A 25341-nucleotide genomic window follows, 5' to 3' on the forward strand; every position below is an offset into this window, starting at 1 on the left:
ATTTCGTCGTTTTTAATTTCATTGGTGATGAGAGTTTGTTATTTAAATTACCCTTTTGTGCAGCAAATCATACGTATATATGAATGAAATAAAAGAAGGTTCCCTTCCGGATCATTGGAGGGGAACCTTCTTTATGCATGTCCTTAAGAGATAAAACATCCTCGTAGAACGACTATAAGGGGTCATAGAGCTGCTAGAATGGGATTCGGGTACCTGACAGCGAAGTTGCCCCAAATCCGGCTGTGAGGCGTTCCTTAGGTACGGATGTGACTTCCGCTGTAGCCGGGAACAATAAATCATGGACAGCCTGGGCACAACACGTTGGATCGTAGGTGTTTCTGCTCCCTGGTTTGTGGACTGATTTCAGCTGGCTTTCAGCTTCACGTGGTGCATAGATCTGCTCACACAAATGTCTGAAGCGATTGGCGATAACGTCAGCAGAGTGAATGACTTGGCCGTATCCGGCTTGTACAAAATATTCACAGTTCTCTTCTTCCTGTCCCGGCAATGGAGGTACGAATAACATCGGCAGGCCTTTAGCCAATGCTTCTGTACAAGTCATACCACCTGGTTTCGTAATGAGCACATCGGATACGTCCATTAGTTTGCTGACCTCACGGGTATACCCAAGAATGCGTATATTGGGATGTTGGAAGCAGGACATTTCCTTCAGCTTGGCAATCATTTTCTCATTGCTTCCCAGACAGAACAGCAGCTGTACACGATCCGCCCATGATGTGAGGGCCTTCATATGCTCTTCATCAAAGGAAAGACCCCACCCGCCACCCATTAGCAGAGCAGTGGGCATGTTCTGAAGCCCCATTTCCTGTCGGAGGCTTACCTTGTCTCCTGCTTCCCAGAAGTCAGGATGAACAGGAATACCGGTGATTTGGATGCGAGAGGGTTCAACACCCCTGATCTCAAGCAGAGCCTTTACCTGAGGTGTGGATACCAAATATTTGTTGACCTCGGGATTAATCCACGTTGCATGTACGTCGTAGTCTGTGACCAGCGTATATAGTGGAATATTAAGTCCCTGACGTTTCAGCCGTGAGATGACCGCATTCGGAAATGGATGGGTACAGATTACGGCATCGGGTTTCAATTGGGATACGACTTGAGCCGTCTGTGTATAGAAAATCCGGTGCAAGGCCAGTTTCGTAAATCCGTTTAGTGATTTGTTATATTGTGTCCGATACAGCAGACTGACCAGCTTGGGCTGAACGGTTAGTGTCTTGCGGTATGCGGACAGAATAAGCGGAGCCATGGTTGGATTTAAAAATTTGCCGAGCTCAATGACCCGACTATGCACATGTGGACTGACTTTCTTAATGCCGCTTGCGAGCGCATGGGCGGCCTGGGTGTGACCGGTGCCGAAACCTTCGGATAACAAGAGCACTCTTGGTTTTCGCATGAGTTCACCTTTATTCATCAATTTAAATTTAACATTCACAGTTATACCGCACGTTGCATTACTACAAGAATATACAGCGAAGCGGAAAATCATGTTCATTCGTTACATATTTACACTATAGTTAATGTTCTGATACATCAAAACTTCGTCTTTATCCGTGTTATTGAAGTCATCATACACTATAGACGACGATAGAAGCAGTTTCCACTGCATTTCGGTTAAAAAAAATTAACACAATTTTTTAATGTTAGGGTTGCAATCTGATGATGAGAGTGGTAATCTTAATTTTGACCGAATGACCGAATTGTATTTTTGGTCATTTAAAGAGGACGATCAACGAAAACGAGGAGGGATATGATGGCTCCGATTGACAGGAGACAGCAGGTCATTCATGCAGCTGCGCAGTCTTTTGCCATGTTTGGATACAAGGCAACCACGATGGATCAGGTAGCGAAGATTGCGAATGTTGGCAAGGGAACGATCTACACGTTCTTTACGAATAAGGAACAATTGTTTGATCAGATTTTGGTGGAAGTAATCCAGGAAATGAAAAACATTGCTCATCGTGAAGTTCATCAGGAAAGTGCTTTTTTTGATAATCTGTTTCGTGTACTAGATTCATTGCTGGAGTTTCGTCGTGATCACGATTTGCTGGTTAAATTGTCCCAGGAGCTTAAGGATTTTGGAACTCTTCAGGCCAAGGAAGGTTTGGAGAAAGTGGAGAAAGTCATCTCCGATTTTCTGGCTCGGGAGCTTGAGAAGGCAAGAGACAACGGAGAGATTCGTGAGTGTGATCCACAGGTAGTAGCTTTTATGATGATTCGTTTGTACATTGCCCTCACCTCAGATTGGAGCAAGCAACACGAACCGCTGAGCAAAGAGGAAATCAAGAATTACTTTCGCCTTTTCTTAATGGAAGGAATTGCTGCAGCAACGTAACCCGAATTTATTCTTACTATAATATGGGTTAGTCATACGATTACAGGCAGTGAGGCTTGTCGAGAGACAGGTTTGTTTTTTTGCTCTAAAGTGACCGTTTGAGGAAAGTGGTCACTTCGTGTTTCGGTAAATTTTCCGGAACGCATCAAAATTAATTTCATTATGGTTATTCTGCTTGGAAAGCAGAGAGAACAAGGGGAGAAAATGACATGAAATCTTTATCCGTGTTTTTCAAGGATGTGGGATCGGCCGTGAGAAACCCGAAGGTGTTGATCCCCGTTATTGCAATTTTGTTTATACCGATTCTATATAGTGGTATCTATTTGGCTGCCTACTGGGACCCATATGGTCATGTCGATGAAATGCCGGTTGCGGTTGTTAACCTTGATAAAGGTGCAGAGCTGGAAGGCAAATCATTGCATGTCGGTAGTGACCTCGTTGATGAGCTGAAGAAGAATGCAGATTTTAAATGGGATTTTGTCAGTGCCAGCCAAGCTAAAGAAGGCATGGAAAACGACAAGTATTATATGCAAATTACGATCCCGGAAAACTTTTCTTCCCAGGCAACGACGTTGCTTGATGACAAGCCAGAGCCGGCTGATCTAATCTACGAACCGAATGGTAATTACAGCTTCGTGGGTGCGCAGATTGGCAAGACGGCTATCAAGGATCTGAAAGCTAAGGTTTCGGCCAAAGTAACGGAATCCTATGCGGAGACCCTGCTCGACAAGTTTTCCGAAGTATCGGACGGATTGGCTGAAGCTGGCGATGGCGCAGGAGACTTGAATACGGGCGCAGGCAAGCTGGATGATGGAGCTGTGAAGCTCAAGGATAATCTGGCGAAGTTGGCATCCGGTACATTGGAACTTCAGGATGGCTTGTCTCCATTAAGTGATGGTGTCAATGCACTGCACACGGGTGCAACCAAACTTGAAAGTGGAACATCGAATCTGGTATCCGGTTTGCAGCAGCTTCAAGCAGCCGCAACAAGCCAGCTTCAGAGCGGAGCAGACCAACTGAAGGACGGCAGTGCCAAGCTGGAAACTGGACTGAAGTCTTCCGTAGACGGAGCAGGCAAGCTCCAAGCAGGTCTGCAATCGTCTGAGCAGGGCAGTGCGAAGCTGTCCGAGGGTCTGCAAAGCGCAGTGCAAGGCAGCGGCACATTGGCCACTGGCCTGCAATCTGCAGTAGACGGCAGCAGCAAGGTTGCTGACGGTGCTCAGGGCGTTGCTGACGGGTTGAAGCAGCTAGCTGCATCCAACCCTGAACTGGCAGCCAGTGAGGATGTACAGAAGCTGCTGGCAGCCAGTGCAGCAGTCGCTGAAGGCAGTAAGCAATTGCATGAGAGCGAACAGAAGCTTGCGCAGGGTGCAGATCAATTGCACCAGGGCAATCAGCAATTGGCATCAGGTGCATCCGAGCTGCATGGAGGCCAAGAGCAGCTTCTGACGGGTGCGAACCAGTTGGTGGATGGTCAGCAGCAATTGCTGGCGGGCGCTGGACAGCTTAGCCAAGGCGGAGCGAAGCTCTCCGATGGTCTGAAGCAGTTTAGCGGCAAGTTGGGTGAAGCTGCAAGTGGCGGCACATTGCTGGCAGATGGAGCCAAGCAGCTGGGCTCGGGAACCACAGCCCTGCAAACGGGTGTAGGTAAACTGAGCGGTGGCGTGAGTTCACTAACGGATGGCTCCAAACAACTCGGTGATGGGGCAGGCAAGCTGGCAGATGGTTTAACTGAGCTGAAAGACGGCTCAAGCGAACTGGCTACCAAGCTGAACGATGCAGCTCAGAAAACGTCAGAAGTCAAGAAAACGGACGATGTGGTGAATATGTTCGCCGAACCTGTGAATACGTCCGAGAACACAACAGAGAACGTGAGCAATTACGGTACAGGGTTGACGCCGTTCTTCCTGTCCATCGGTTTGTTTGTTGGATCACTGATTTCAACGATTGTTTTGAAAATGCGGGAAACTTCCGTACCGGGCGCAACGGGTTGGAACCGTTTTGTCAGCCGTACACTCGTATTCGGTTTTGTGAGCATTATCCAATCCGTAATCGTGGCAAGCTTCATGCTGTACGGTCTTGGACTGGAAACGCACAGCGTACCGCTGTTCTATCTGTTCACGATCTTTACGGGACTAACCTTTATGTTTATTGTTCAGGCCCTCGTAACTTGGCTTGACTTGCCAGGTCGTTATGTTGTCATCCTGTTATTGGTCTTCCAGCTTGCAGCAAGTGCGGGAACCTTCCCGGTAGAGCTGATTCCGTCATGGCTCCAGTCATTTAGCCCTTGGCTGCCAATGACGCACAGCATCATGGGCTTCAAAGCAGTTGTATCCAGTGGCAATTTCGATGTGATGTGGCATCAGGTCGGTATTCTGTCAATCTATGCAGGTGTATCTGTGCTGCTGACCTTGGCTTTCTTCCTTTGGAGCGGCAAACGTCGCAAAAAAGAAGCTGAAGTGGCTGAATCCGGTCAAGTGGTGACGGCATAAGCCGAATTGAACCGGAATAGGACAGAATAGTGAAAATAAACTTTGAACTCAAGTATCAAAATTATGCAATATAGTAGTCAAATAGTGCAAAGAGTCTGTGACCCGAAAATGGGTTGCAGACTCTTTTTGTATACAAATGCATAAGGATGAAGATATTCGCTGGAGCATGGTATGAGAAATTGGCCCAACTATGGTTAAATGCAGGCCACATATGGAATGATTTTCTTTTGTCAGCAATTAAAATTAGTTGTACTCTGACATAAAATGTGTATAATTATTCGAAAAAGATATGAAATTTAGCATCAGCACACTAAAGCTGTACTGCAAAACATTTCTTATCAGAGGTATTAAAAAGTTTAAATTGCGCTGATGTTAGGTCGGTGTTAAAATAATAGAACTATATCAAAAAACGTCGCTCCATATCAGCGGCCGTGCCAGCGGTTGCGTGTTGTTATACCAAGCTGTTTACCGGGTGATCCGGACCAGCTCATCTCATGGATGGCCTCTGCCGCAATAGCAGCAATTATAAGATTGACAGCCCTTATTGCTGTCGCCTCGTTCATCTAGCAGGTGTTTATTCATATTGAAATGCCCGCTCCTTCCGTTTCATTGTTGCTTGTTGCCTATGTTCTTGATCTTTCCGAAATACTTTACTATAGAAAGGTTGCGTTCCATGAGACACATCGGATTACCTCCTAAACAGGGTCTGTACGACCCACAGTTCGAAAAAGACGCATGCGGAATGGGTTTTGTTGCCAACATCAAAGGAGTACCTTCACACGACATCGTTAGTCAGGCACTGACCATGCTGAGTAACATGGAACACCGCGGAGGACAGGGCAGTGAGCCGAATTCCGGTGACGGAGCCGGTATCTTGATCCAGATTCCACATCGCTATTTTGCGCAGGAAGCGGACCGACTTGGTTTTGCATTACCTGAACAGGGCTTCTATGGCGTAGGGATGCTGTTCCTTTCACAGGACCCTGTCATTCGGAGCGCGCATGAAGAGAGCCTTAAGAAGATCATCGAAGAAGAAGGCCAGACGTTCCTGGGTTTCCGGGATGTGCCTACGTTTGATGAGATGCTGGGACGTTCTGCGCTTGCAGCGAAGCCTTATGTGCGTCAGGTGTTCATTGGAAGATCGACTGATGTTAAGGATGAATTGGGATTTGAACGGAAATTGTACGTCATTCGTAGACGTGCGGAGCTGGCTATTCGTTATTCGGCGGATGAAGCAGAAGGTGGTTCATTCTACCTGCCAAGCTTGTCCTGTCGCAAAATCGTCTACAAAGGCATGCTGACAACGGAACAGGTGGGACAGTTTTATCTGGATCTTCAGGAAGATCTCGTAGAATCAGCGATTGCGCTTGTTCACTCCCGTTTCAGTACGAATACATTCCCGAGCTGGGAACGCGCCCATCCGTATCGCTTCATGATCCACAACGGTGAGATCAATACGATGCGTGGTAACGTGAACTGGATGCATGCCCGGCAGTCGCTGTTTGAGAGCGAATTGTTCGGTAACGACATCTCGAAAGTAAAACCGGTTATCAATCCGGATGGTTCGGATACAGCGATGTTTGATAACACGCTGGAGTTCCTGTATTTGAGTGGCCGTTCATTGCCACACGTGGCCATGATGATGGTTCCTGAGCCTTGGAGTACAGATGAGGGAATGGACCCTGCCAAAAAGGCATTCTATGAATACCACAGCACGATGATGGAGCCTTGGGATGGACCAGCAGCAATGGCCTTTACGGACGGTTTGCAGATTGGTGCAACTCTTGACCGTAATGGTCTGCGTCCTGCACGTTACTATGTAACGAAAGACGATCGTATTATTTTGTCCTCCGAGGTAGGGGTACTTGATATCGCTCCTGAAGAAATTCTCTATAAAGATCGTCTGCGTCCTGGACGTATGCTGCTTGTCGATACACAACAAGGACGGATCATCGCGGATGAGGAAGTGAAAGCTCTCATTGCGGCCGAGAATCCGTATCAGGATTGGCTCGATGAGCATCTGATGGATCTGAATGAGCTGCCGGATGCACCGGAACTGCCTGATCCAAAACATGATAACGTAACCCAGCTTCAGCTGGCGTATGGATATACATTTGAAGAATTGCGCAAAGTGTTGGAGCCAATGGCTTCAACAGGTATGGAAGCTACAGGCTCCATGGGTTATGATGCGCCGCTTGCGGTTCTTTCGGATCGTCCGCAGCGTCTGTACAACTATTTTAAGCAGATGTTTGCACAAGTTACCAATCCACCGATCGATGCGATTCGTGAAGAGATTGTAACGTCTACGGCAACAACGATCGGACCTGAGCGTAACCTGCTGAATCCTGAACCGGAGAGCTGTCGTCAGATTCGTTTGGATACACCGGTACTTTCTAATGAGGATTTTGCGAAGATTCGCCACGTTCGTCGTCCGGGCTTCCGTTCCATGACGATTCCGATCTTCTTTACAGCAAAAGAGGGCGCAGAAGGACTTCGCAAAGCGATGGAACTGCTCTTCGAAGCTTCAGACCGTGTCATTGACAAAGGTCACAACATTTTGATACTGTCTGACCGTGGTGTGGACGCCGAGAATGCGGCTATTCCAGCATTGCTGGCTGTAGCAGGTTTGCATCACCATCTGATTCGTAAAGGAACCAGAACCAAAGTTAGCATTTTGCTGGAATCGGCAGAGCCGCGTGATATTCATCACTATGCCTTGTTGCTTGGTTACGGTGTAAGTGCGGTGAACCCTTATCTGGCGTTTGAAACGCTGGATGACATGATTCAGCAAGGCCTGCTGCGTGGCATCTCACATGAGAAAGCCGTGAAGAACTATATTAAAGCGGCTACGAAGGGCGTTATTAAAATATTGTCCAAAATGGGAATCTCAACGATTCAATCCTATCGTGGAGCTCAAATCTTTGAAGCGGTGGGTCTGAAATCAGACTTCGTTGATCGTTACTTTACCTGGACGCCTTCGCGAATTGGCGGGATTGGTCTGGAAGAAGTGGCAGCCGAAGCATTGACTCATCACAACCGTGCCTTTACGGACAAAGATGGCAATGACAAAGTACTGGATTCCGGCGGGGAATACCAATGGCGTAACGACGGAGAAGAGCATCTGTTCAATCCGCAAACGATCCATACGCTGCAGCATGCAGTACGTACTGGCGATTACAAACTGTATAAAAAGTATTCCAAACTCGTGCAAGGCGAAAATGATCAGTTGCTGACCATTCGCTCCATGCTGAGACTGAAACCGGTAGGTCCTGCGATTCCTTTGGAAGAAGTAGAATCCGTCGAAGACATTATGCGACGTTTCAAAACAGGGGCAATGTCCTTCGGTTCAATCAGCAAAGAGGCACACGAAGATCTCGCTATTGCGATGAACCGTGTTGGTGGTAAATCCAATACAGGTGAAGGCGGAGAAGATCCGGCTCGCTTCATTAAAGATAGTAACGGTGATTCTCGTCGTAGTGCGATCAAACAGGTGGCATCCGGACGTTTTGGTGTAACATCCAACTATTTGGTCAATGCCGACGAGATTCAGATCAAGATGGCACAAGGAGCAAAACCGGGTGAAGGTGGACAGCTGCCTGGACGTAAGGTATACCCTTGGGTTGCTGAGGTTCGTGGATCAACACCGGGTGTAGGTCTGATCTCTCCGCCACCGCATCATGATATCTATTCGATTGAGGATCTGGCTGAGTTGATCTACGACTTGAAAAATGCCAATCCACGTGCAGAGATCAACGTTAAATTAGTATCCGAAGTCGGCGTTGGAACGATTGCTGCTGGTGTAGCTAAAGGTCGTGCCGACATTATCCTAGTAAGCGGTTATGACGGTGGAACAGGTGCTTCTCCACAAGGTTCGATTCGCCACGCGGGTATGCCTTGGGAGCTGGGACTTGCAGAAACGCATCAAACGTTGATGCTGAACAATCTGCGTGACCGTGTCGTGCTGGAAACTGACGGCAAAATGCTGAATGGTCGTGACTTGGCCATTGCTGCTTTGCTGGGAGCTGAGGAGTATGGATTCTCTACAGCACCACTCGTTGCACTCGGCTGTATCATGATGCGTGTCTGCCAGATGGATACATGTCCGGTAGGTGTAGCAACACAAAACCCTGAATTGCGTAAAAATTACACGGGAGATCCTGCTCATGTCGTTAACTTCATGCGTTTTGTCGCTGAAGACGTTCGTGAAATCATGGCTGATCTTGGTTTCCGTACGATTCAGGAAATGGTGGGTCGTACAGATTGCCTTGAAACAGTAGAGGCTGTAGACCACTGGAAGAAGAAAGGTGTAGATCTGTCCGTATTACTGCATGTGCCTGAAATGCCGGAAGGCTCTGCACGTTACCGTACACAGCATCAAAACCACCAATTGGAGGAGACGCTGGATATGCAGCAGTTGTTGCCATTGGCGCAACCTGCGCTTGAATCTGGTCAACCGGTTGAAGCGGTGCTTCCAATTACCAACGTTAACCGTGCAGTAGGAACCATTTTGGGTAGTGAAATCACGCGCAAATATGGAATTGCAGGATTACCGGAAGATACGGTTCAATTCAAATTTGTCGGCTCCGCTGGACAAAGCTTTGGGGCCTTTGTACCTAAAGGTATGACATTGACCGTTGAAGGGGATTCCAATGACTATGTAGGTAAAGGGTTGTCCGGAGGTAAACTGATCGTCATGCCTTCACCAAAAGCCACATTTGATGCCGAAGATAACATCATCATTGGTAACACGGCTCTATACGGGGCAACCAGTGGTGAAGCTTATATTCGTGGTATTGCTGGGGAGCGGTTTGCTGTACGGAACTCGGGTGCCAAAGTGGTTGTTGAAGGTGTAGGCGACCATGGTTGTGAGTACATGACAGGTGGCCGTGTCGTCGTTCTGGGTGATACAGGTCGTAACTTTGCAGCCGGGATGTCCGGAGGTATTGCTTATGTGTATGATCCAAAAGGCACATTCCTGAAACGTTGTAATCTGGAAATGGTACTTTTGGAGCGTATCGAAGATGTTTCTGAGAGTGCAGATCTGCGAGGCATGATTCAACGTCATGTTGCGAATACAGGTAGTGCGGTTGGTCAGCGCATTCTGGATAACTGGCAGCAATCTGTAGATCAATTTGTTCGTGTTATTCCGAAGGACTTCAAACGAATGACCGAGCAAATCGAACGGATTCAGGCAACGGGCCTGAGCGGAGAGGCAGCTTTGCTGGCTGCTTTTGAAGCCAACATGCGTGAACTTGCACGTACAGGAGGTTAATATATTCCTGTCCGATTGCATGAACGGGTTGTATTAAGAATAATAGGAGCTTTATGGCGGCCAAAACGGCGCTGTAGAGCTCCTATTTGGTTTTCGACAAAATTAGAACCCGCACAAAAAACGCTATCGCCATGAGACGACAACATTGAAGAACTTTCTCAAGTATAATTAGGCTAGTTTTGGAGTGCAGGGAAAGTATAAAGATAAGAGAGGTTAGCGGAATGAATATGAAGCAACCAAACAGGGGCGATCGTAAGCCGAAAGGTAAACCAGTCGAAGCAACCCAGATGGACATCATGAAAGTTTTACTGCAATGCGGAATCGACCCGGAGCGTTGGAACCATTTCGTATCCTCCGACAACAACAAGCGCGCTTGACAACACATCGACAAGCCTAGAATAGATGGAGGGAAATCAAGACATAAAAAAGCCCAGCAACCGGAGAGTGATGTTTTCTCGGTACTGGGTCTTCTTTGCGGTTTAATCCATACTGCGCTCCATGCGGACAAAAGCAATAAAACGACGTGCCTCTTCTTCTGTTAAGGGTTTGCCATCAATCATCAGGCCGAAGCGTTCCAGCACTTCCTTATCCGATAATTCAAGGGCGTCCACGAACTCCCTTACGTCCTCATCCATTACGACATCATTTTGTTTCGTCCGTCCAATGAGATAATCAATAGATACGCCAAAGATGTCAGCAAGTCTCGTTAACACTTCGAAATCCGGTTTGCGTCGGTTTTTCTCGTAGTGGGAGAGAGCAGCTCTTGTAATATGAATGGAGCTCGCAAGTTCTTCTTGAGTAAGTCCCCGCTGTTCCCTTAATTCAGCAATGCGATTTCCGTAGCTCATATGCTATTTCCCCCTGAACGCCATCAAATATATATTGAAACAATCCTGAGCCAAGTGTTTGATCAGGGCAGCTTTCCTGCATCATCGTAACGCCTTAGTAGTCCTAGTTGTATATAGGTCTGTCTAAGGACATCTCATATTGTCGTAAATCAAAAGAACCATGTCCAAATACTGCTTGACATGATACAAATTGTATCGTAAATTGGACGTATGGAGTTACAAAATGTATCATTTGGGATATTTTAAGTATGACCACGTTGCCTAGCCAATATACCTGTGAGAAGGAGTATAGGCAACTCTTGCAAGCTAATCCATTCTAAAGGAATGAAGCCATGAATTCAATGATTCAGGAATGGGCGGATCTCAAATTAAATGTCCATATGTACATTCAGGAGTTTCATGGCAAATTGGTAGACCGCAAAAGACGCCCCGTTCTGCTGCTAGGTATGGACACAAGAGCGATCACCTTCCTGAGCGACCTGGACTTGCCGATATCACCAGAGATGCTAATTGGTTTGGATGTAGAAGATAGCCATGTATGTGTGCGACTCCACGCAAAGCTGCAATGGAAACAGCCCTTCGGTGAGCTCACATTGTATCATTCAAACTTGCATATTCAGCAAGAGCAGACACTATATATAACGGGACAGTTAAATACAATGATTCGAGAAGTTCAGTTTCCGACCGTTTCCCGGTTTCAGTATGAGAAGGCATCGGAACAACCTAACTTGCAGGAAACCTATCATTACATTGATTTTACCATATGAAATGAACACATTCTAAACATATTCTGAACAAGCATGTACTTAACGCCATTTTACTATATTTCATAGCGTTATGCATTAGTTCTTTAACACCAAAAGCATTTGCGCAATGAATAAAGGGGCGAGGGGGATCATACATTGAGGAAGTTTGGATATGGTTGAAATGCACTGCCACATTTTATCCGGTCTGGATGATGGCCCTGTTCATATGGAGCAGTCCATTGCGATGGCTGAGAAAGCGGCAGCCTCAGGAATTACCTCGATTATTGCTACTCCGCATCACCTGAACGGGCAGTACAACAATCAACCCAACGTGGTCAATCAGGCAGTGGACCTGCTACATGCAGAACTTCGCAAACGCAACATTTGCTTGGAGATCCGTCCCGGACAGGAGATCAGGGTGCATGACAACCTGATTGCAGACTTATACGCAGGAAAGTGCTGCACACTCGCCGGGAGCCGATACATGTTGCTGGAATTGCCCTTTGGTCATATCCCCTCGCAGTTCCCCGGGATACTCCAAGAACTTAAGTTGGCGGGTATCATTCCTATTATTGCTCATCCCGAACGAAATCGTCTAATCCAGAACAATCCCGATTTATTGGTTGAATATCTTGGGCAAGGTGCTTTATGTCAAATCACGGCTCAATCGGTCATAGGACTTTTCGGGCGAAAAGTTCAGAGATGGTGTTTTCATTTTTGCAAAGAAAACGGATTTCATTTCATTTCATCAGACGCCCACAATATGGAAGGAAGAACATTTTCAATGAAGGCCGCATATCACCTGCTTGAACGCCGATTTGGAGATCGTCTAGTTCAAAATTTGCAAAATAATGCGTGCTCGGTATGGAACAATCAATTCGTAGAGCCGGAAGAACCCACGATCATGAAGCGTAGATTGTTGTTCTGGTAACAGCCAAATTATATATAAGACACCGTTCTTCATCATAATTGCTGATTTAAATGGGAGGAATACGAGATGGAGTTAAAAGAGTATATGCACATTTTACGTAAACGTTTTTGGATCATCGTAGCCTTTGTTGTTGTTGCTTGCATCGGAGCAGGTGTTAAAAATTATTTTTTTACCGTACCTGTTTATGAGGCAAATGCTAAATTAATCGTTAATCAGGCATATAACGCAGAAGGTTTCCCCAATCTTGATATTGGTTCAATCCAGTCCAACATTAAGGTAATCAACTCTTATATAGAAATAATTAAATCTCCAGCAATTCTCGATAAAGTTTCTGCTAAATACCCCGATCTAGGCATGAGTGGGAGCCAACTGGGGCAGAACATTCAGGTCACTACTGCCAAAGAATCCCAGGTTATGAGTTTAACCGCCATAGGTATATCTTCCGAAAAAGCGGCCAAAACGGTTAACGCCGTTGCCAAAGTGTTCAAATCCCAAATCCCCGCAATTATGAAAGTTGATAATGTAACCATTCTAAGTGAAGCGAAGACTACGGATTCCTCGAGACCCATTAATGTAAATCCTTCTTTAAACATACTCGTCAGTTTTCTTGTAGGACTTTTACTGGCTATAGGTTTTGTATTTCTTTTGGAATACTTGGATGACACCTTAAAAACTGAAGATGAATTAGAGAAAGAACTGGGTATTCCGGCACTCGCTGTTATATCCAAAATTAAGAAAGAAGAAGCTCGCATCTCTAAGCAGACAACATCTCAAAAGCAGGTAGGTGATGGCCAATATGCCACGGTTAACCAAAGATAAAGGGAGTCTAGTTACAATGGCTAATCCCAAGTCTAGTTCATCAGAGGCTTATCGGAAGTTGAGAACCAATATCCAATTTTCATCCATTGATAGTCAGATTCAAACGATCATGATTGCTTCTGCTTTGTCTGGTGAAGGAAAAACAACAACGATAGGCAATCTTGCAGTTGCCTATGCTCAAGAAGGAAAAAAGGTTCTGCTTATGGATACGGATTTACGTAAGCCTGCTGTGCATCGTATGTTTAACTTACCCAACCATGTGGGTCTGACCAGTGTTTTGTCAAGTCAATATAAAGTTAAAGAAGTCTTGAGGGAAACGGATGTGGAAGGATTGCAAGTCCTGTCTTCGGGTCCTATACCGCCCAATCCTTCGGAGATGATTGGTTCACGTAAAATGACGGCTCTGCTCCAGGATCTGAAAGAAGAATATGATGTGATTTTATTTGATACCCCCCCTGTTCTTGCGGTTACAGACGCACTAATTATTAGTTCACTGTGTGATGGCGTAATTCTGGTAGTGAGCGCAGGCAAGGTTAAGAAGGATCTGGTCAAAAAAGCAAAATCACATCTTGAACATGTGAACGCACGAATTCTTGGAGCGGTATTAAACAATATCCAGGTGCCGAAGGGTAGAAATGCTAACTATGGAGAAGATGCATAAAGATTAAGGGGATTGAAGTCAAATAATAAAAGCTTCAAGGTCATGTCTACTATACCTTTATCAATGTAGGCACTCGGTCACACTGTGGGTAGTGTACCTTAGACGTATATCGTCAAGGGTGTGATGTGAGGTTGGGTTTAATGCCCTTTTATGAAATTAAAAGTAAGAATTGCATCAATTTATTTCATGGTTTCATGGATTTAAATGATCCAACTCATGCTTTTAAACATAAAAAAATAATAATGGATAGGGTGGTATTTATGACTAAAGTGAGGAAAGCAATCATTCCCGCAGCCGGATTGGGAACCCGATTTTTACCCGCTACAAAGGCAATGCCTAAAGAAATGCTCCCTATTGTGGATAAACCGACCATTCAATACATCGTTGAAGAAGCTGTAGCTTCCGGGATTGAGGACATTATTATTGTAACGGGCAAGGGAAAACGTGCGATTGAAGATCATTTTGACAGCGCGTTTGAACTGGAGCAAAATCTGCTCGAAAAAGGAAAGCTCAGCTTACTGGAAGAAGTCCGGAAGTCCTCCAACGTTGATATTCATTACATAAGACAGAAGGAAGCGCTGGGACTTGGGCATGCTGTCTGGTGTGCTCGAAACTTTATTGGAAATGAACCGTTTGCTGTATTACTTGGTGATGATATTGTGGTTTCTGATGTGCCGTGCACGAAGCAGTTAATTCAGCAATATGAGAAGGTCAAACAATCAGTACTCGGTGTGAAAACCGTGAGTCCAAGTGAAACCTACCGCTACGGAATTATTGATCCATTGCATACAGAGGGGCGTTTGTCTTCTGTAAACAGCATGGTTGAGAAGCCACCATTGGGTACAGCACCTTCCAATTTGGCAATTATGGGTCGTTACATTTTGACACCTAAAGTTTTTGAGTATCTGGAAGAGCAAAATGTGGGTGCAGGTGGTGAGATCCAACTCACGGATGCGTTGCAAATGCTGAATCGGGATGAAGGAATTAGTGCTTATGATTTTGAAGGCTCACGTTTTGACGTGGGTGAGAAGCTGGGGTATATTCTGACCACACTTGATTTTGCTCTCAAAAATAAAGAATTGCGTGCGCCAGTCCTAATGGCTATTGAAGAGATTTTGATGAAGGAACAATTGAACCAAATGCTTGTAGCAGGAGGGGATAGTCTGTGAAACTTTCGAGACCGGAATACTTAGGGAGTGGAGATGCCCTGGCTAAGGATGGCACTTCGGCAGTATTGGAACAGCCTTACTCGCAACGTGTTGGCGGATATGCTGACGTAATAAAACCGTTTATCGATTTTATTATTGCGGCTGTGCTGTTGCTGATTACATCACCGGTCATGCTTGTTGCAGCGATTATGATTAAACTTGATTCCAAAGGACCTGTGATATTTAGACAAGAACGTTACGGGAAAAACGGAGTTAAATTTAGTATCTATAAATTCAGAACGATGCGTACGGATGCACCGAAATATAGCATATCGCCAACGACAAGCGATGATCCCAGAATTACCAGACTAGGAAGATTACTTCGGAAGACTAGCCTGGATGAGCTGCCTCAATTGCTTAATATTATCAAAGGAGATATGAGCTTCGTAGGTCCGAGACCTGAAATGAAACGAATCGTAGAAGAAAGCTACACGGATCTGGAGCGCAGACGTTTTCTGGTAAAACCAGGAATTACCGGGCTGTGGCAAGTAAGTGATGTTCGCAAGGAACCGATTCACCATAATCTGCAATATGATTTTCATTATATCTCCAACGTCTCTATGAAGATGGATATTATTATCATTTTTAAAACCGTTGGCGTTATGATCAAAAGTAATACATTTTAACCTACTCATTAGATAATATGGAGTGTGATCGCATTGAAACATGTTGTAGTGACTGGCGCGGCCGGTTTCCTAGGCTCACATTTAGTCAAATCATTAATTGATCAAGGACATCAGGTTACCGGAATAGATAACCTTTCAACAGGCGTTTCTAAAAATCTGCAAGAGGTGGCTAACAGCCCCCTCTTTTTTTTCCGTGAAGCTGATGTTACGTTGTCCGACTCACTGGATTTTCTGGTAGATCAGCCAGTAGATGAAGTCTATCATCTGGCTTCACCCGCTTCACCCAAGTTCTATCAGGCAGATTCGATCGGAACGATCTGGGTGAACACTCGAGGAACCTATCATTTGTTGGAGCTCGCCCGTACCAAAGGAGCAAAGTTCCTATATTCGAGTACGAGTGAAGCTTACGGAGATCCCGAAGTTCATCCGCAGCCTGAGAGTTATCGAGGTAACGTGAACACTTGGGGGCCTAGAGCTTGTTATGATGAGGCCAAGCGTTTGGGTGAAGTGTTTTGTTATGAATACTACACGAAACACGGTGTTTCCGTGAGGGTAGCACGTATTTTTAATACGTATTCATCAGGGCTTCGGAACGATGATGGCCGTGTTATTTCTAACTTTGTGACACAGGCACTTACGGGGCAGGACATTACCGTTTATGGTGATGGCTCGCAAACTCGTTCGTTCTGTTACGTAGATGATAATATTCGTGGTCTGCAAAAATTGATGGAAACGGAAGAAGCGAATGGAGAGATTATTAATATCGGAAATCCTACAGAGTACAGCGTGCTTGAAGTGGCGTATTTGGTAAAAAAGTTAGCCCAATCGGACAGCAAGTTGGTGTTCCTGCCTTTGCCTCAGGATGATCCTAAAGTTCGCCGCCCTGTTATTCAAAAGGCACAGGAAGTGCTCGGTTGGTATCCGGAAATTTCACTAGAAGATGGATTAAAACTAACGATTGAGAACGTTCGTGCCACGTTGCAGGAAACTCCGTGAAACCAATCAAAGTGAGATGAGATGAGTGCAAAAAATATTAATTGCCCACAGTTTGTATCCGCCGGATGTTATTGGCGGGGCTGAAATATCAACGCAAATTCTCGCTCAAACCCTCAATCCCACTTATGACGTTAAAGTCATTACCGTTGGGGGGCATAAGGAAGGAGAATTGCGGATAGATAAGGTCAATGAAATTGAGATATTGAGATTACCATTTAACAATCGGTACTGGATTGGTGACTCGGCCAAGCAATTATCAACTCCGGATAAAGTGCTATGGCGAGTTAAGGATATTTTTAACGTCAGGCAATATCAGCAAATTAAACGTTATCTTACGCAGACTCGTCCGTCTGTAATCCATACTCAGAACATTCCGGGGCTTAGCCTGGCGATCTGGAAAGCGGCGTATGAACTGGATATCCCGGTGGTGCACACGCTTCGAGACTTCTCTTTGATTGAGCCTATTAAGATCGCAGCCTACTCCAAAATGTACAGACAAATTTCCAAGAGATATAGCCGAATGATCTCTGCGGTTATTGGTATATCAGGGCATATTCTCCGGACGCATACAGTGATGGGGTTCTTCGAACACTCCACCAAACATGTGATTCATAATATTGTGGAGAAGAACGAAGTAGTTCAGGATCTGTATGCAAGCAAAGAGGTTCATCATAATCTGCCGCTGGATATTGGATATTTCGGGCAGCTGACCGAAGTGAAGGGTGTTCAGTATTTGATCAATGCAGTAAAACGAGTGGATGAAAAGATTGCGGGAAGATTATTTGTTTTTGGGGATGGTCCCATGCTGGATCAGTTGAAGGAGATGGCCGGTTCGGACACACGTATTATCTTTATGGGGAAACTGGACAAATCGCAAATTGCCCAAAAGATGAAAGACATGGATCTGACCATAGTACCTTCCACATGGAATGAACCGTTCGGCAGAGTGGTCATTGAGTCTTATCAGGTGGGTACGCCAGTCTATGCTTCAAGGGTTGGGGGGATGCCAGAGATTCTATTGGACGCTGAGCAATTTTCATTTGCTTCCCATAGCGTAGAGGAGATTATCAAGGCTATTTTCCACTATTACAATCTGTCTGGACCCGCCAAAAGAGATTTGAAGCATCAATGTTTTGCGCATTGCCAGTCCTTTAATGCAGATTATCTTCTTAAGGAACATAGTGATATCTATGAGAGGTTAATCACGCGTGGAGGTTAAGTTAACACCCAAATGATTTCACTGAATGACAGATCTCATCCATTCGTTCAGGTGAGATCAGAGTCTCCATCTGCTGTTTATGGTATCGCTGAGCTGCCAGCCGACGAACGCACATGATCGGGTTGAAATCGAATAACTTTGCAGTGGATAATCAATATTTTTCCTTTTACGAACAGACAGGGTGGATTGATTTAATATACTTTGCTGTCTTGTTTGTTTCGCTCGCTGTAGCGCTTGTTCGTAAAAAGAATATGCTGCCTAGTTTAGATGAGTTCCGTTTGCGGCAGGTGGCCATTGCACTACTGGCTGGAATTGCAGCTGCAAGTCTTACAACTAATGTACTTGAAATATTTCCTGCCAATGTGTTCTTATGGTTTGTTATTGGTAAGGCTCTTGTACAGTCTCGTGATGAATATGATAAGCCACAGAAAGCGGGGTGAGCACAGTGAAGATTTTGCATATTGGGGAATACGTTGTTGGTGGTATGGCAACCTATCTCAATGAGGTTGTTGCATACCAGCGGCAACATTATGATGTCTATTTGCTAATGAGCGCAAATAATAGCGCCACAAGTTTTGATTTGGAGCAGGATCATATTTTTCAATACAAATACAAGCGTCATCCTAAGTACTTTCTCTCAGCGATGTGGCAGATTTACCAGACTATACGTAAATTGAAACCGGATATTATTCACATTCACAGCTCATTTGCGGGATTGCTCGTAAGGGGCTTGTTTTTTGTTCTGCCAAGGAAGGCCCATATTTTTTATTGTTCTCACGGATGGGCATTTCTTATGGATACGAAGCCGTTATATAAGAAGGGCTACTTGTTTATCGAGAAATTGATGTCATATAAAACGGATGTAATTATTAATATTTCTAAACATGAGCTCGAAAGTTCTATAAAGCTGGGGCTGTCGGCCTCCAAGTCCAAGTTGGTGTATAACGGTGTGCGAGAGCGTGAAAGTGTCAATTTTAACTTATGGAATGAGGCAGACAGAGAGCCTGAAATCGTTCGGTTATTGTTTGTAGGCAGGTATGATCGGCAAAAAGGACTGGATGTGCTGCTGCAAATATTGAATGATCATCCTGAATTGCAGAATTATATTCGTTTATATGTTATTGGGGATAGCGTGTTGGAGAATAATGAATGGAACTTTCCAGACAATGTTATTCGTTTGGGTTGGGTGAATAATGCAGATATCGATCGTTATTATCAGCAGTGTGACGCAGTAATCATGCCTTCTCGTTGGGAAGGGTTTGGACTGGTCGCTGTGGAGGCTATGAAAAACTTCAAGCCTGTTATTGCAAGCAATCGCGGAGCTCTGCCTGAACTGGTTGAGCACGGAAGAAGCGGATATTTATTTGACATCGAACATTCTCATGAACTGCTGCAGATTCTCAAACATCTTAATAAGGATGAACTGAAGAGGATGGGTGAAGCAGGATATGCCTTGTATAAGACAAAGTTTAGCGCTGAGCGAATGAATGAAGAGATTGTAAGTCTCTATCATCATGCCTATGCAGGAAGTTCATCCCAGGGAGGGGCTGCAACGGGTCGTTTGGAACTTTCAAAGAGAGCTGGAGATGTTCATGACTAAAATATATATTAATGCCCGGTTTCTCACCCAAACTATTACTGGAGTGCAACGATATGCACTTGAACTTGTGAAAGAGATGGATGAGATGATTGATCGGGGAGAAATCGATCCTGCAAAGTACGAGTTTTGTCTGCTGTCACCTTCCAACATAGTCACTCAGCCTGATTTCAAGCATATTCATCACAAAGAAGTCGGTAAGCTGAAAGGACATCTATGGGAACAACTCGAGCTCCCCTTTCATGCGAAAAATGGGCTGTTAATCAATCTATGTAACACAGGGCCAGCTTTTAACAAAAATCAGATTGTAACCATCCATGATGCCGCTGTGTTCAACTACCCAAAGGCTTTTTCTTTTGCTTTCCGTGCTTGGTACAAATTTTTGATGGTTCGACTGGGGAAAACGTCCAAGAAGATTATTACTGTATCTCACTTCTCCAAAGGAGAACTGATGCAGCACTGTAAAATAGCGGAGCACAAGCTCGTGGTCACTCATCTGGGTATTGATCACATTCATCGAAAAAAGGCAGCTGCAGGAACGATCGAAAAATATGGTATTCAATCACCTTATGTCTTAGCCGTGAGTACGATGAATCCCTATAAAAACTTCAACTTGATTTTTGAAGTTTTACCTGAGATCGAAGCTCACAATCTGAACGTTGTTATTGTTGGGTCTAAAAACAGTAAAGTTTTTGGTGAACAGACATGGGCCAAATCCGATGCAGTTAATTGGGTGGGCTATGTTACAGATGAGGAATTAAAGGCGCTTTACGAGGATGCGGCTGGGTTTATATTCCCTTCCTTGTATGAAGGCTTCGGCTTGCCGCCTTTGGAAGCAATGGCGGCAGGTTGCCCGGTTATTGTATCTTCTCGTGCATCCATTCCAGAAGTTTGTGGGGATGCTGTTTTGTATTTTAATCCAGATAGTCCGAAAGAAGCAGCTTCACAATTGATTGAAATTACATCAAATCCGGAATTGAGCAAGCAAATGTCTTATAAAGGAAAAGATCACTCGGGTCTGTTTTCCTGGAACAAATGTGCTAAAGACACGGTGAACATCATTATGAACACGATGTAGATACTCTTTCCATAAGACCTCTCAAGGGAGATAAAATGTATGAATAAGGTATTTGTTGCTATTGATTTCCCGCCGGAAAAAGGAGGGATTCATGATTATGCTTATGGACTTATATCTCAGATTTCGGCAGAAGAGACCACGGTTCTAACGAATAAAATAAAGGATGTTGCAGCGTCCGAACAATTTGACCAGAAGACCGATTTCGAGATTATCCGGAAACGAATCTTTTGGAATTCCAATAAGCTCCTGCTCATCGTATCGCAGCTTATCCTAGTCTTCCAGCTTATTATTCTGAAATGGCGCAAAAAGGCCGACGAAATACACTTTGTTAACATATTCCCAGTAGGCATCGCCGGCCCGTTTATGAAAACTTTTTTTGGGGTTAAATATTTCCCTTATGTTCATGGCCTGGATGTTATGGGGATGGTGAACAGCAAGTTATTCCCACTCCTGTTGTTCATTTTGAGGCGGTCTGACAAGGTGATTGCCAATAGCCAGTATACCAAGTCAAAGCTGGTGGAGCTCGGCATTCCGGAGATGCAGATTGTCATTATTCCACCAGGGTTAAACGTAAGCAAACTAAACGGTGGTTCTGATTTCAATGAAGACATTCGCGATAAATATGATCTGCATGGCAAAAAAGTGATGATAACCGTCTCTCGTTTGGTTGAGCGCAAGGGACATGATGTCACTCTTAAAGCTATTAGTCATGTAATCAAGCGGATTCCTAATCTGAAATATCTAATATGTGGAGATGGTCCATACAGAGGCGAATTGGAACGTCTGGTGAAGCAGTACGGGTTAGATTCTGTAGTCGTATTCACAGGCGGTATCACTGACCACGAGCTGCATCAGTTATATGAAGGTTCTGATCTGTTTGTCATGCCTAGCCGTGATATTAAGGAAAAAGGTGATGTGGAAGGTTTCGGAATTGTATTTCTTGAAGCCAATTACTACAGATTACCTGTGATTGCGGGCAACAGCGGCGGAATTCCTGACGCAGTAAAGGACGAGATAACTGGTTATCTTGTAAATCCTCTGGATGAAAAGGAAATTGCCAATCGTATCGAAGAATTGATTACAGATGAAGGACTGGCCAGAACGATGGGAAATAACGGTCATGACTGGGTTATTAATCATTGCTTATGGTCGCATCGCGGACAGCTGTTGAAGCAATTAGCCTGAACAAATAAAACTGTATATTTGGGGTGAGATAATGAGGGCTTCAGTATCCATTTGCACACACAACAGAGCAATAGACACGATGCAAGCTGTTGAAAGTGTTTTGAATGGGGACACGGGTAGTGCTGATTACGAGATTCTGGTTATTGATAATAATTCAACGGATAACACAAAAGAATTATTCGACTCTCTTAACATGCCAGCGCATGTTCGCTATATTTTCGAGCCTCAATTAGGATTATCCTATGCAAGAAATAGAGCGATACAGGAAGCGAAGGGAGAGTTTATTTTATTCCTGGATGATGACGCACTAGCGTGTTCTACCTGGATTAAAGAAGTCATTAAAATTTTTGATATGGATTCCCAAATTGGTTGTGTTGGTGGAAAAATAGTACCTATCTGGGAGGGGGGGAAACCTGATTGGATACCACATGATATCGTTAGTCTGTACACGCTGATGGATTTTTCTAGCGAAATTGTGGAAATGCAGGCGCCCTCTATTCCTTTTGGAGCTAATGTAGCTTTCAGGATGAGTATTTTTCAGCAGATTAAACCATTTAGAGAAGATTTGGGACGTGTAGGTAGCAATTTAATGTCAAGTGAAGAAAGCGAGCTAATTGGTCGAGTTCGTCTAGAATATAAAGTTTTTTACAGTCCATACGCTATTGTAGAGCACAAAATAGCAAAAAGTAGGCTAACTAAACGTTGGTTACTGCGAAGAGTTTATTGGCAAGGCATTAGTGATGCAACACGTTATAAGAAGAGTGGATGGGGAATATTCAAGCATACTATTAGGATTGTTCAGGCGGCGTTATTAATATTAATCTCATTTAATAATGTCCAAAAGGTAATGAGTGAAATGGCAAAAATATCTTATCGTAACGGAACGATCGTAGGGTCTTTCCGGAACAGCAGAGGACTGAACACCTGATGAATATGGCAATTGCCAAAAAGCCAAGGCAGCTTAGCATGGTGCAGACCATTTTTATGACCAGTGTTGCCAATATTCTTATTATGGCTGTGACGACTCTCACTTCTATTATTACAGCTCGAATGTTCGGGGCAACAGGTAAAGGTGAACTTGCTGCTGTACTGTTTTGGCCCGCCTTTATATCTGGTCTAGCTGCATTTGGTCTACCAACCTCGTTAATCTACAATGTGAAAAAAAACATAAATCAATTACCAACATACATCAGCATGAGCTTTGCGGTTCAAATTCCTATCAGCTTGATAGCTGGGATTGTAAGTTGGTTTGGCATCTCTTTCTGGCTCTCCGGATATTCGGAATCGGTCGTTTCCATTGCGCGCTGGTATACCGTATCCATGGTTCCTGTAATGCTGTTTATGGGAGTGCTTGCAGCAGCCGCCCAAGGAACGGATAAATTCCATATTTATAATCTATCAAGGTTGTTTGCTCCCTTATTTAATCTTGTTGGTCTGGTACTGCTGTGGATAACAGGCATATTAACAGTGGAAAGAGCAATCATTGTTAGTTTTGCAGCTAATATACTTGTATTAATCTGTTACATGTATGCCATGAGGCAGCAAATATTCAGTTCAGCAAGCAAGCTGGTGAGTCAATTTAGAACCTGTATTCACCTATTCAGTTATGGTATTCGAGTATACGGTGTGGAGCTGCTTGGTACTTTGTATAACCAGTTTGATAAAATAATTATTTTGGCTTTACTTACACCCAAAGATTTTGGGTTGTATTCGGTTGTTTTTGCCCTCTCCCGAATGTTTAACGTAGTTCAGACTGCGATAACGAATGTGATCTTTCCAAAGGTCGCAGGCATGGAGCAGCAGAAGGTACTGACTCTTGTAGGCAGAGCCTTCCGTATTAGTATGGTTCTTATGACGATCATCATCATACCTAGTATGCTGATTGGTCGTTTTTTTATTGGAATACTGTTCGGACCGGAATTTCTTGAAGCTAGCGGTGTGTTTTATTTGTTATCTCTGGAATGCATTGTTGGCGGAGGATCCTGGATTCTGGCTTCGGCGTTTAATGCATTGGGAAGACCTGGTGTAATCGTACTCCGGCAGATTGTAGCATTGGCAGTGACGATTACTTTATTTTTTGTGCTCACTCCACTACTGGGCTTATACGGAATAGGGTTAGCATTATTGCTAGGTTCCTTTGTTCGCATGTTGATGTCACTTGCATCCGTATCCATTATTTTCAAAATGCCTATGCATAAGATGCTGTACAACAAGGAAGATATTACTTTTCTAAAGGAAAGATTGAGAGAGAAAAATATACTCAAAGGAGCCGGAAAAGATGCCAAACGTGCAAAGGATTCATCCCATGGATGAGTTAAAAAAGCGGCTTGAATTGATATTGGAGATCGTACCTCCTAAATCCAAAATTTATTATATTGATTATCCGGTTTATAGTAACGGCGGCGATATATTAATAATGAAAGGAGCAGAGGCTTTTTTTAAGAGCAACCACATTCACGTTTCAGCAAGATATAGCGTGCATGATTTTCATGAAAACATTCATATCCCAGAAGACCACATTATTGTTCTTAGTGGGGGAGGTAATTTCGGGGATTTGTATGATGCTCATCAGAAGGTGAGAGAAACAGTTGTTCAGAATTATCCTCGACACAAAATAGTGATTTTGCCTCAGACTATCTTCTATAAAGAGGAAAGCAATATTCTTAAAACAGCAGCAATTTTTAATAAACATACAAATCTCCATTTATATGTGCGAGATGAGTCATCTTATCTGTTGGCATCTACGTATTTTATAAATTGTCATGTTGCTCTTCTTCCAGATATGGCGCATCAACTTTGGCCAATAGAAGTGAAGATTAACCCAAGCAAAGAGAGACTCAATTTTTATAGAACCGATATTGAAAAAAATTCAGAACAAACACAGATGGAAGTACAAGGCGATAATCAGGATTGGCCAACATTATATAACAGATATGAAAAGAAACTTATTTATTACATCAGTAAAGGACTGAAAAAGCGGGCGTCACGAGCCATTTCACAGTTTCTATGGATGAAATATAGTGATTATCTGGTGAATAAGGCTATTCGTTGTTTCGCGGACTATCGCATGATTCATTCTTCCAGATTACACGGACATATCTTATCCTGCCTTATGTCAAAACCCAATGTACTGATTGATAACTCCTACGGGAAAAACTCGGGATATTATCGAATATGGACTCATGAAGTAAACACGGCAAACATGGATACCTCCTCAAAAACGATCTCTCAACCTACACCTAAGTATAGGGAAAAAACCGCAACAATTTAAAAAAATGGGCTCAATGTGTGTAAAATATAGAGAGTGGAG

The 25341-nt window shown here is 44.2% G+C and carries 22 protein-coding genes; 19 read left to right on the forward strand and 3 right to left on the reverse strand.

All coding sequences use genetic code 11. The features are described from left to right. Nucleotides 1–193 precede the first annotated feature (193 nt). Entirely contained in the window at nt 194–1414 is a 1221-nt protein-coding gene (locus BLS14_RS17195; protein WP_090953114.1) for an MGDG synthase family glycosyltransferase, read from the reverse strand. A gap of 357 nt (nt 1415–1771) precedes the next feature. Between BLS14_RS17195 and BLS14_RS17200 the strand changes: the two genes are divergently transcribed. Further along, entirely contained in the window at nt 1772–2353 is a 582-nt protein-coding gene (locus BLS14_RS17200) for a TetR/AcrR family transcriptional regulator (protein WP_063564517.1), read from the forward strand. Between the two features lie 209 nt (nt 2354–2562). Continuing rightward, nucleotides 2563–4845 (forward strand): YhgE/Pip family protein, encoded by a 2283-nt coding sequence (locus tag BLS14_RS17205; RefSeq protein ID WP_072734356.1) that lies wholly within the window; start codon nt 2563–2565, stop codon nt 4843–4845. A gap of 422 nt (nt 4846–5267) precedes the next feature. Here BLS14_RS17205 and BLS14_RS32640 read toward each other — a convergent pair whose 3' ends face one another. Then, a complete protein-coding gene (locus BLS14_RS32640) occupies nt 5268–5408 on the reverse strand; it encodes a hypothetical protein (protein WP_176854580.1) in 141 nt (46 codons plus the stop codon). A gap of 110 nt (nt 5409–5518) precedes the next feature. On the opposite strand from BLS14_RS32640, the gene gltB reads away from it, so the two are divergent. Both gltB and BLS14_RS32645 read left to right on the forward strand, forming a co-directional pair. Then, a complete protein-coding gene (gene gltB, locus BLS14_RS17210) occupies nt 5519–10117 on the forward strand; it encodes a glutamate synthase large subunit (protein WP_090953116.1) in 4599 nt (1532 codons plus the stop codon). A gap of 221 nt (nt 10118–10338) precedes the next feature. Next, nucleotides 10339–10494 (forward strand): hypothetical protein, encoded by a 156-nt coding sequence (locus BLS14_RS32645; protein WP_157258495.1) that lies wholly within the window; start codon nt 10339–10341, stop codon nt 10492–10494. Nucleotides 10495–10596: 102 nt separating this feature from the next. Here the strand turns inward: BLS14_RS32645 and BLS14_RS17215 are convergent, their stop codons facing one another. Further along, nucleotides 10597–10965 carry a helix-turn-helix domain-containing protein gene (locus BLS14_RS17215; RefSeq protein ID WP_063564514.1) on the reverse strand — a complete coding sequence of 123 codons (369 nt, stop codon included), beginning with the start codon at nt 10963–10965 and terminating at the stop codon, nt 10597–10599. Nucleotides 10966–11297: 332 nt separating this feature from the next. On the opposite strand from BLS14_RS17215, the gene BLS14_RS17220 reads away from it, so the two are divergent. The 15 genes from BLS14_RS17220 to BLS14_RS17290 all read left to right on the forward strand — a co-directional run bounded on the left by BLS14_RS17220 (nt 11298) and on the right by BLS14_RS17290 (nt 25302). Then, complete coding sequence (locus BLS14_RS17220) at nt 11298–11732, forward strand: hypothetical protein (protein ID WP_063564513.1); 435 nt, start codon at nt 11298–11300, stop codon at nt 11730–11732. A gap of 151 nt (nt 11733–11883) precedes the next feature. Next, complete coding sequence (locus BLS14_RS17225) at nt 11884–12642, forward strand: tyrosine-protein phosphatase (protein ID WP_072734354.1); 759 nt, start codon at nt 11884–11886, stop codon at nt 12640–12642. A gap of 66 nt (nt 12643–12708) precedes the next feature. Next, nucleotides 12709–13461, forward strand: coding sequence for a YveK family protein (locus BLS14_RS17230; protein ID WP_063564511.1), 753 nt, complete (start codon nt 12709–12711; stop codon nt 13459–13461). Further along, entirely contained in the window at nt 13439–14122 is a 684-nt protein-coding gene (locus BLS14_RS17235) for a CpsD/CapB family tyrosine-protein kinase (protein WP_063564510.1), read from the forward strand. Before BLS14_RS17230 ends, BLS14_RS17235 begins: the two co-directional genes overlap by 23 nt. A gap of 260 nt (nt 14123–14382) precedes the next feature. Next, nucleotides 14383–15291, forward strand: coding sequence for a UTP--glucose-1-phosphate uridylyltransferase GalU (gene galU / locus BLS14_RS17240; RefSeq protein WP_063564639.1), 909 nt, complete (start codon nt 14383–14385; stop codon nt 15289–15291). Continuing rightward, the gene (locus BLS14_RS17245) at nt 15288–15956 is read left to right on the forward strand and encodes a sugar transferase (RefSeq protein ID WP_205412004.1); all 669 of its coding nucleotides are present in this window, start codon (nt 15288–15290) and stop codon (nt 15954–15956) included. Before galU ends, BLS14_RS17245 begins: the two co-directional genes overlap by 4 nt. A gap of 33 nt (nt 15957–15989) precedes the next feature. After that, nucleotides 15990–16952, forward strand: coding sequence for an SDR family NAD(P)-dependent oxidoreductase (locus BLS14_RS17250; RefSeq protein WP_063564509.1), 963 nt, complete (start codon nt 15990–15992; stop codon nt 16950–16952). A 25-nt stretch (nt 16953–16977) separates the two neighbouring features. Next, nucleotides 16978–18171, forward strand: a complete 1194-nt coding sequence (locus BLS14_RS17255) for a glycosyltransferase (protein WP_072734353.1) — start codon at nt 16978–16980, stop codon at nt 18169–18171. A gap of 113 nt (nt 18172–18284) precedes the next feature. Beyond that, nucleotides 18285–18611 carry a hypothetical protein gene (locus BLS14_RS17260; protein WP_090953118.1) on the forward strand — a complete coding sequence of 109 codons (327 nt, stop codon included), beginning with the start codon at nt 18285–18287 and terminating at the stop codon, nt 18609–18611. Continuing rightward, a complete protein-coding gene (locus BLS14_RS17265) occupies nt 18608–19771 on the forward strand; it encodes a glycosyltransferase (protein WP_256336536.1) in 1164 nt (387 codons plus the stop codon). The genes BLS14_RS17260 and BLS14_RS17265 overlap by 4 nt, the downstream gene beginning before the upstream one ends. After that, complete coding sequence (locus BLS14_RS17270; RefSeq protein ID WP_063564637.1) at nt 19764–20846, forward strand: glycosyltransferase family 4 protein; 1083 nt, start codon at nt 19764–19766, stop codon at nt 20844–20846. Before BLS14_RS17265 ends, BLS14_RS17270 begins: the two co-directional genes overlap by 8 nt. 39 nt (nt 20847–20885) lie before the next feature. Beyond that, nucleotides 20886–22031, forward strand: a complete 1146-nt coding sequence (locus tag BLS14_RS17275; protein WP_063564505.1) for a glycosyltransferase family 4 protein — start codon at nt 20886–20888, stop codon at nt 22029–22031. A 31-nt stretch (nt 22032–22062) separates the two neighbouring features. Continuing rightward, nucleotides 22063–22959, forward strand: a complete 897-nt coding sequence (locus BLS14_RS17280) for a glycosyltransferase (RefSeq protein ID WP_063564504.1) — start codon at nt 22063–22065, stop codon at nt 22957–22959. Then, nucleotides 22959–24344: a lipopolysaccharide biosynthesis protein gene (locus tag BLS14_RS17285; RefSeq protein ID WP_090953120.1), complete on the forward strand. Its 1386-nt coding sequence runs from the start codon at nt 22959–22961 to the stop codon at nt 24342–24344. The genes BLS14_RS17280 and BLS14_RS17285 overlap by 1 nt, the downstream gene beginning before the upstream one ends. Further along, nucleotides 24310–25302: a polysaccharide pyruvyl transferase family protein gene (locus BLS14_RS17290; RefSeq protein ID WP_090953122.1), complete on the forward strand. Its 993-nt coding sequence runs from the start codon at nt 24310–24312 to the stop codon at nt 25300–25302. The genes BLS14_RS17285 and BLS14_RS17290 overlap by 35 nt, the downstream gene beginning before the upstream one ends. Nucleotides 25303–25341 lie beyond the last annotated feature (39 nt).

The sequence above is a fragment of the Paenibacillus sp. OK060 genome (assembly GCF_900101205.1).
Lineage (GTDB): Bacteria > Bacillota > Bacilli > Paenibacillales > Paenibacillaceae > Paenibacillus > Paenibacillus marchantiae.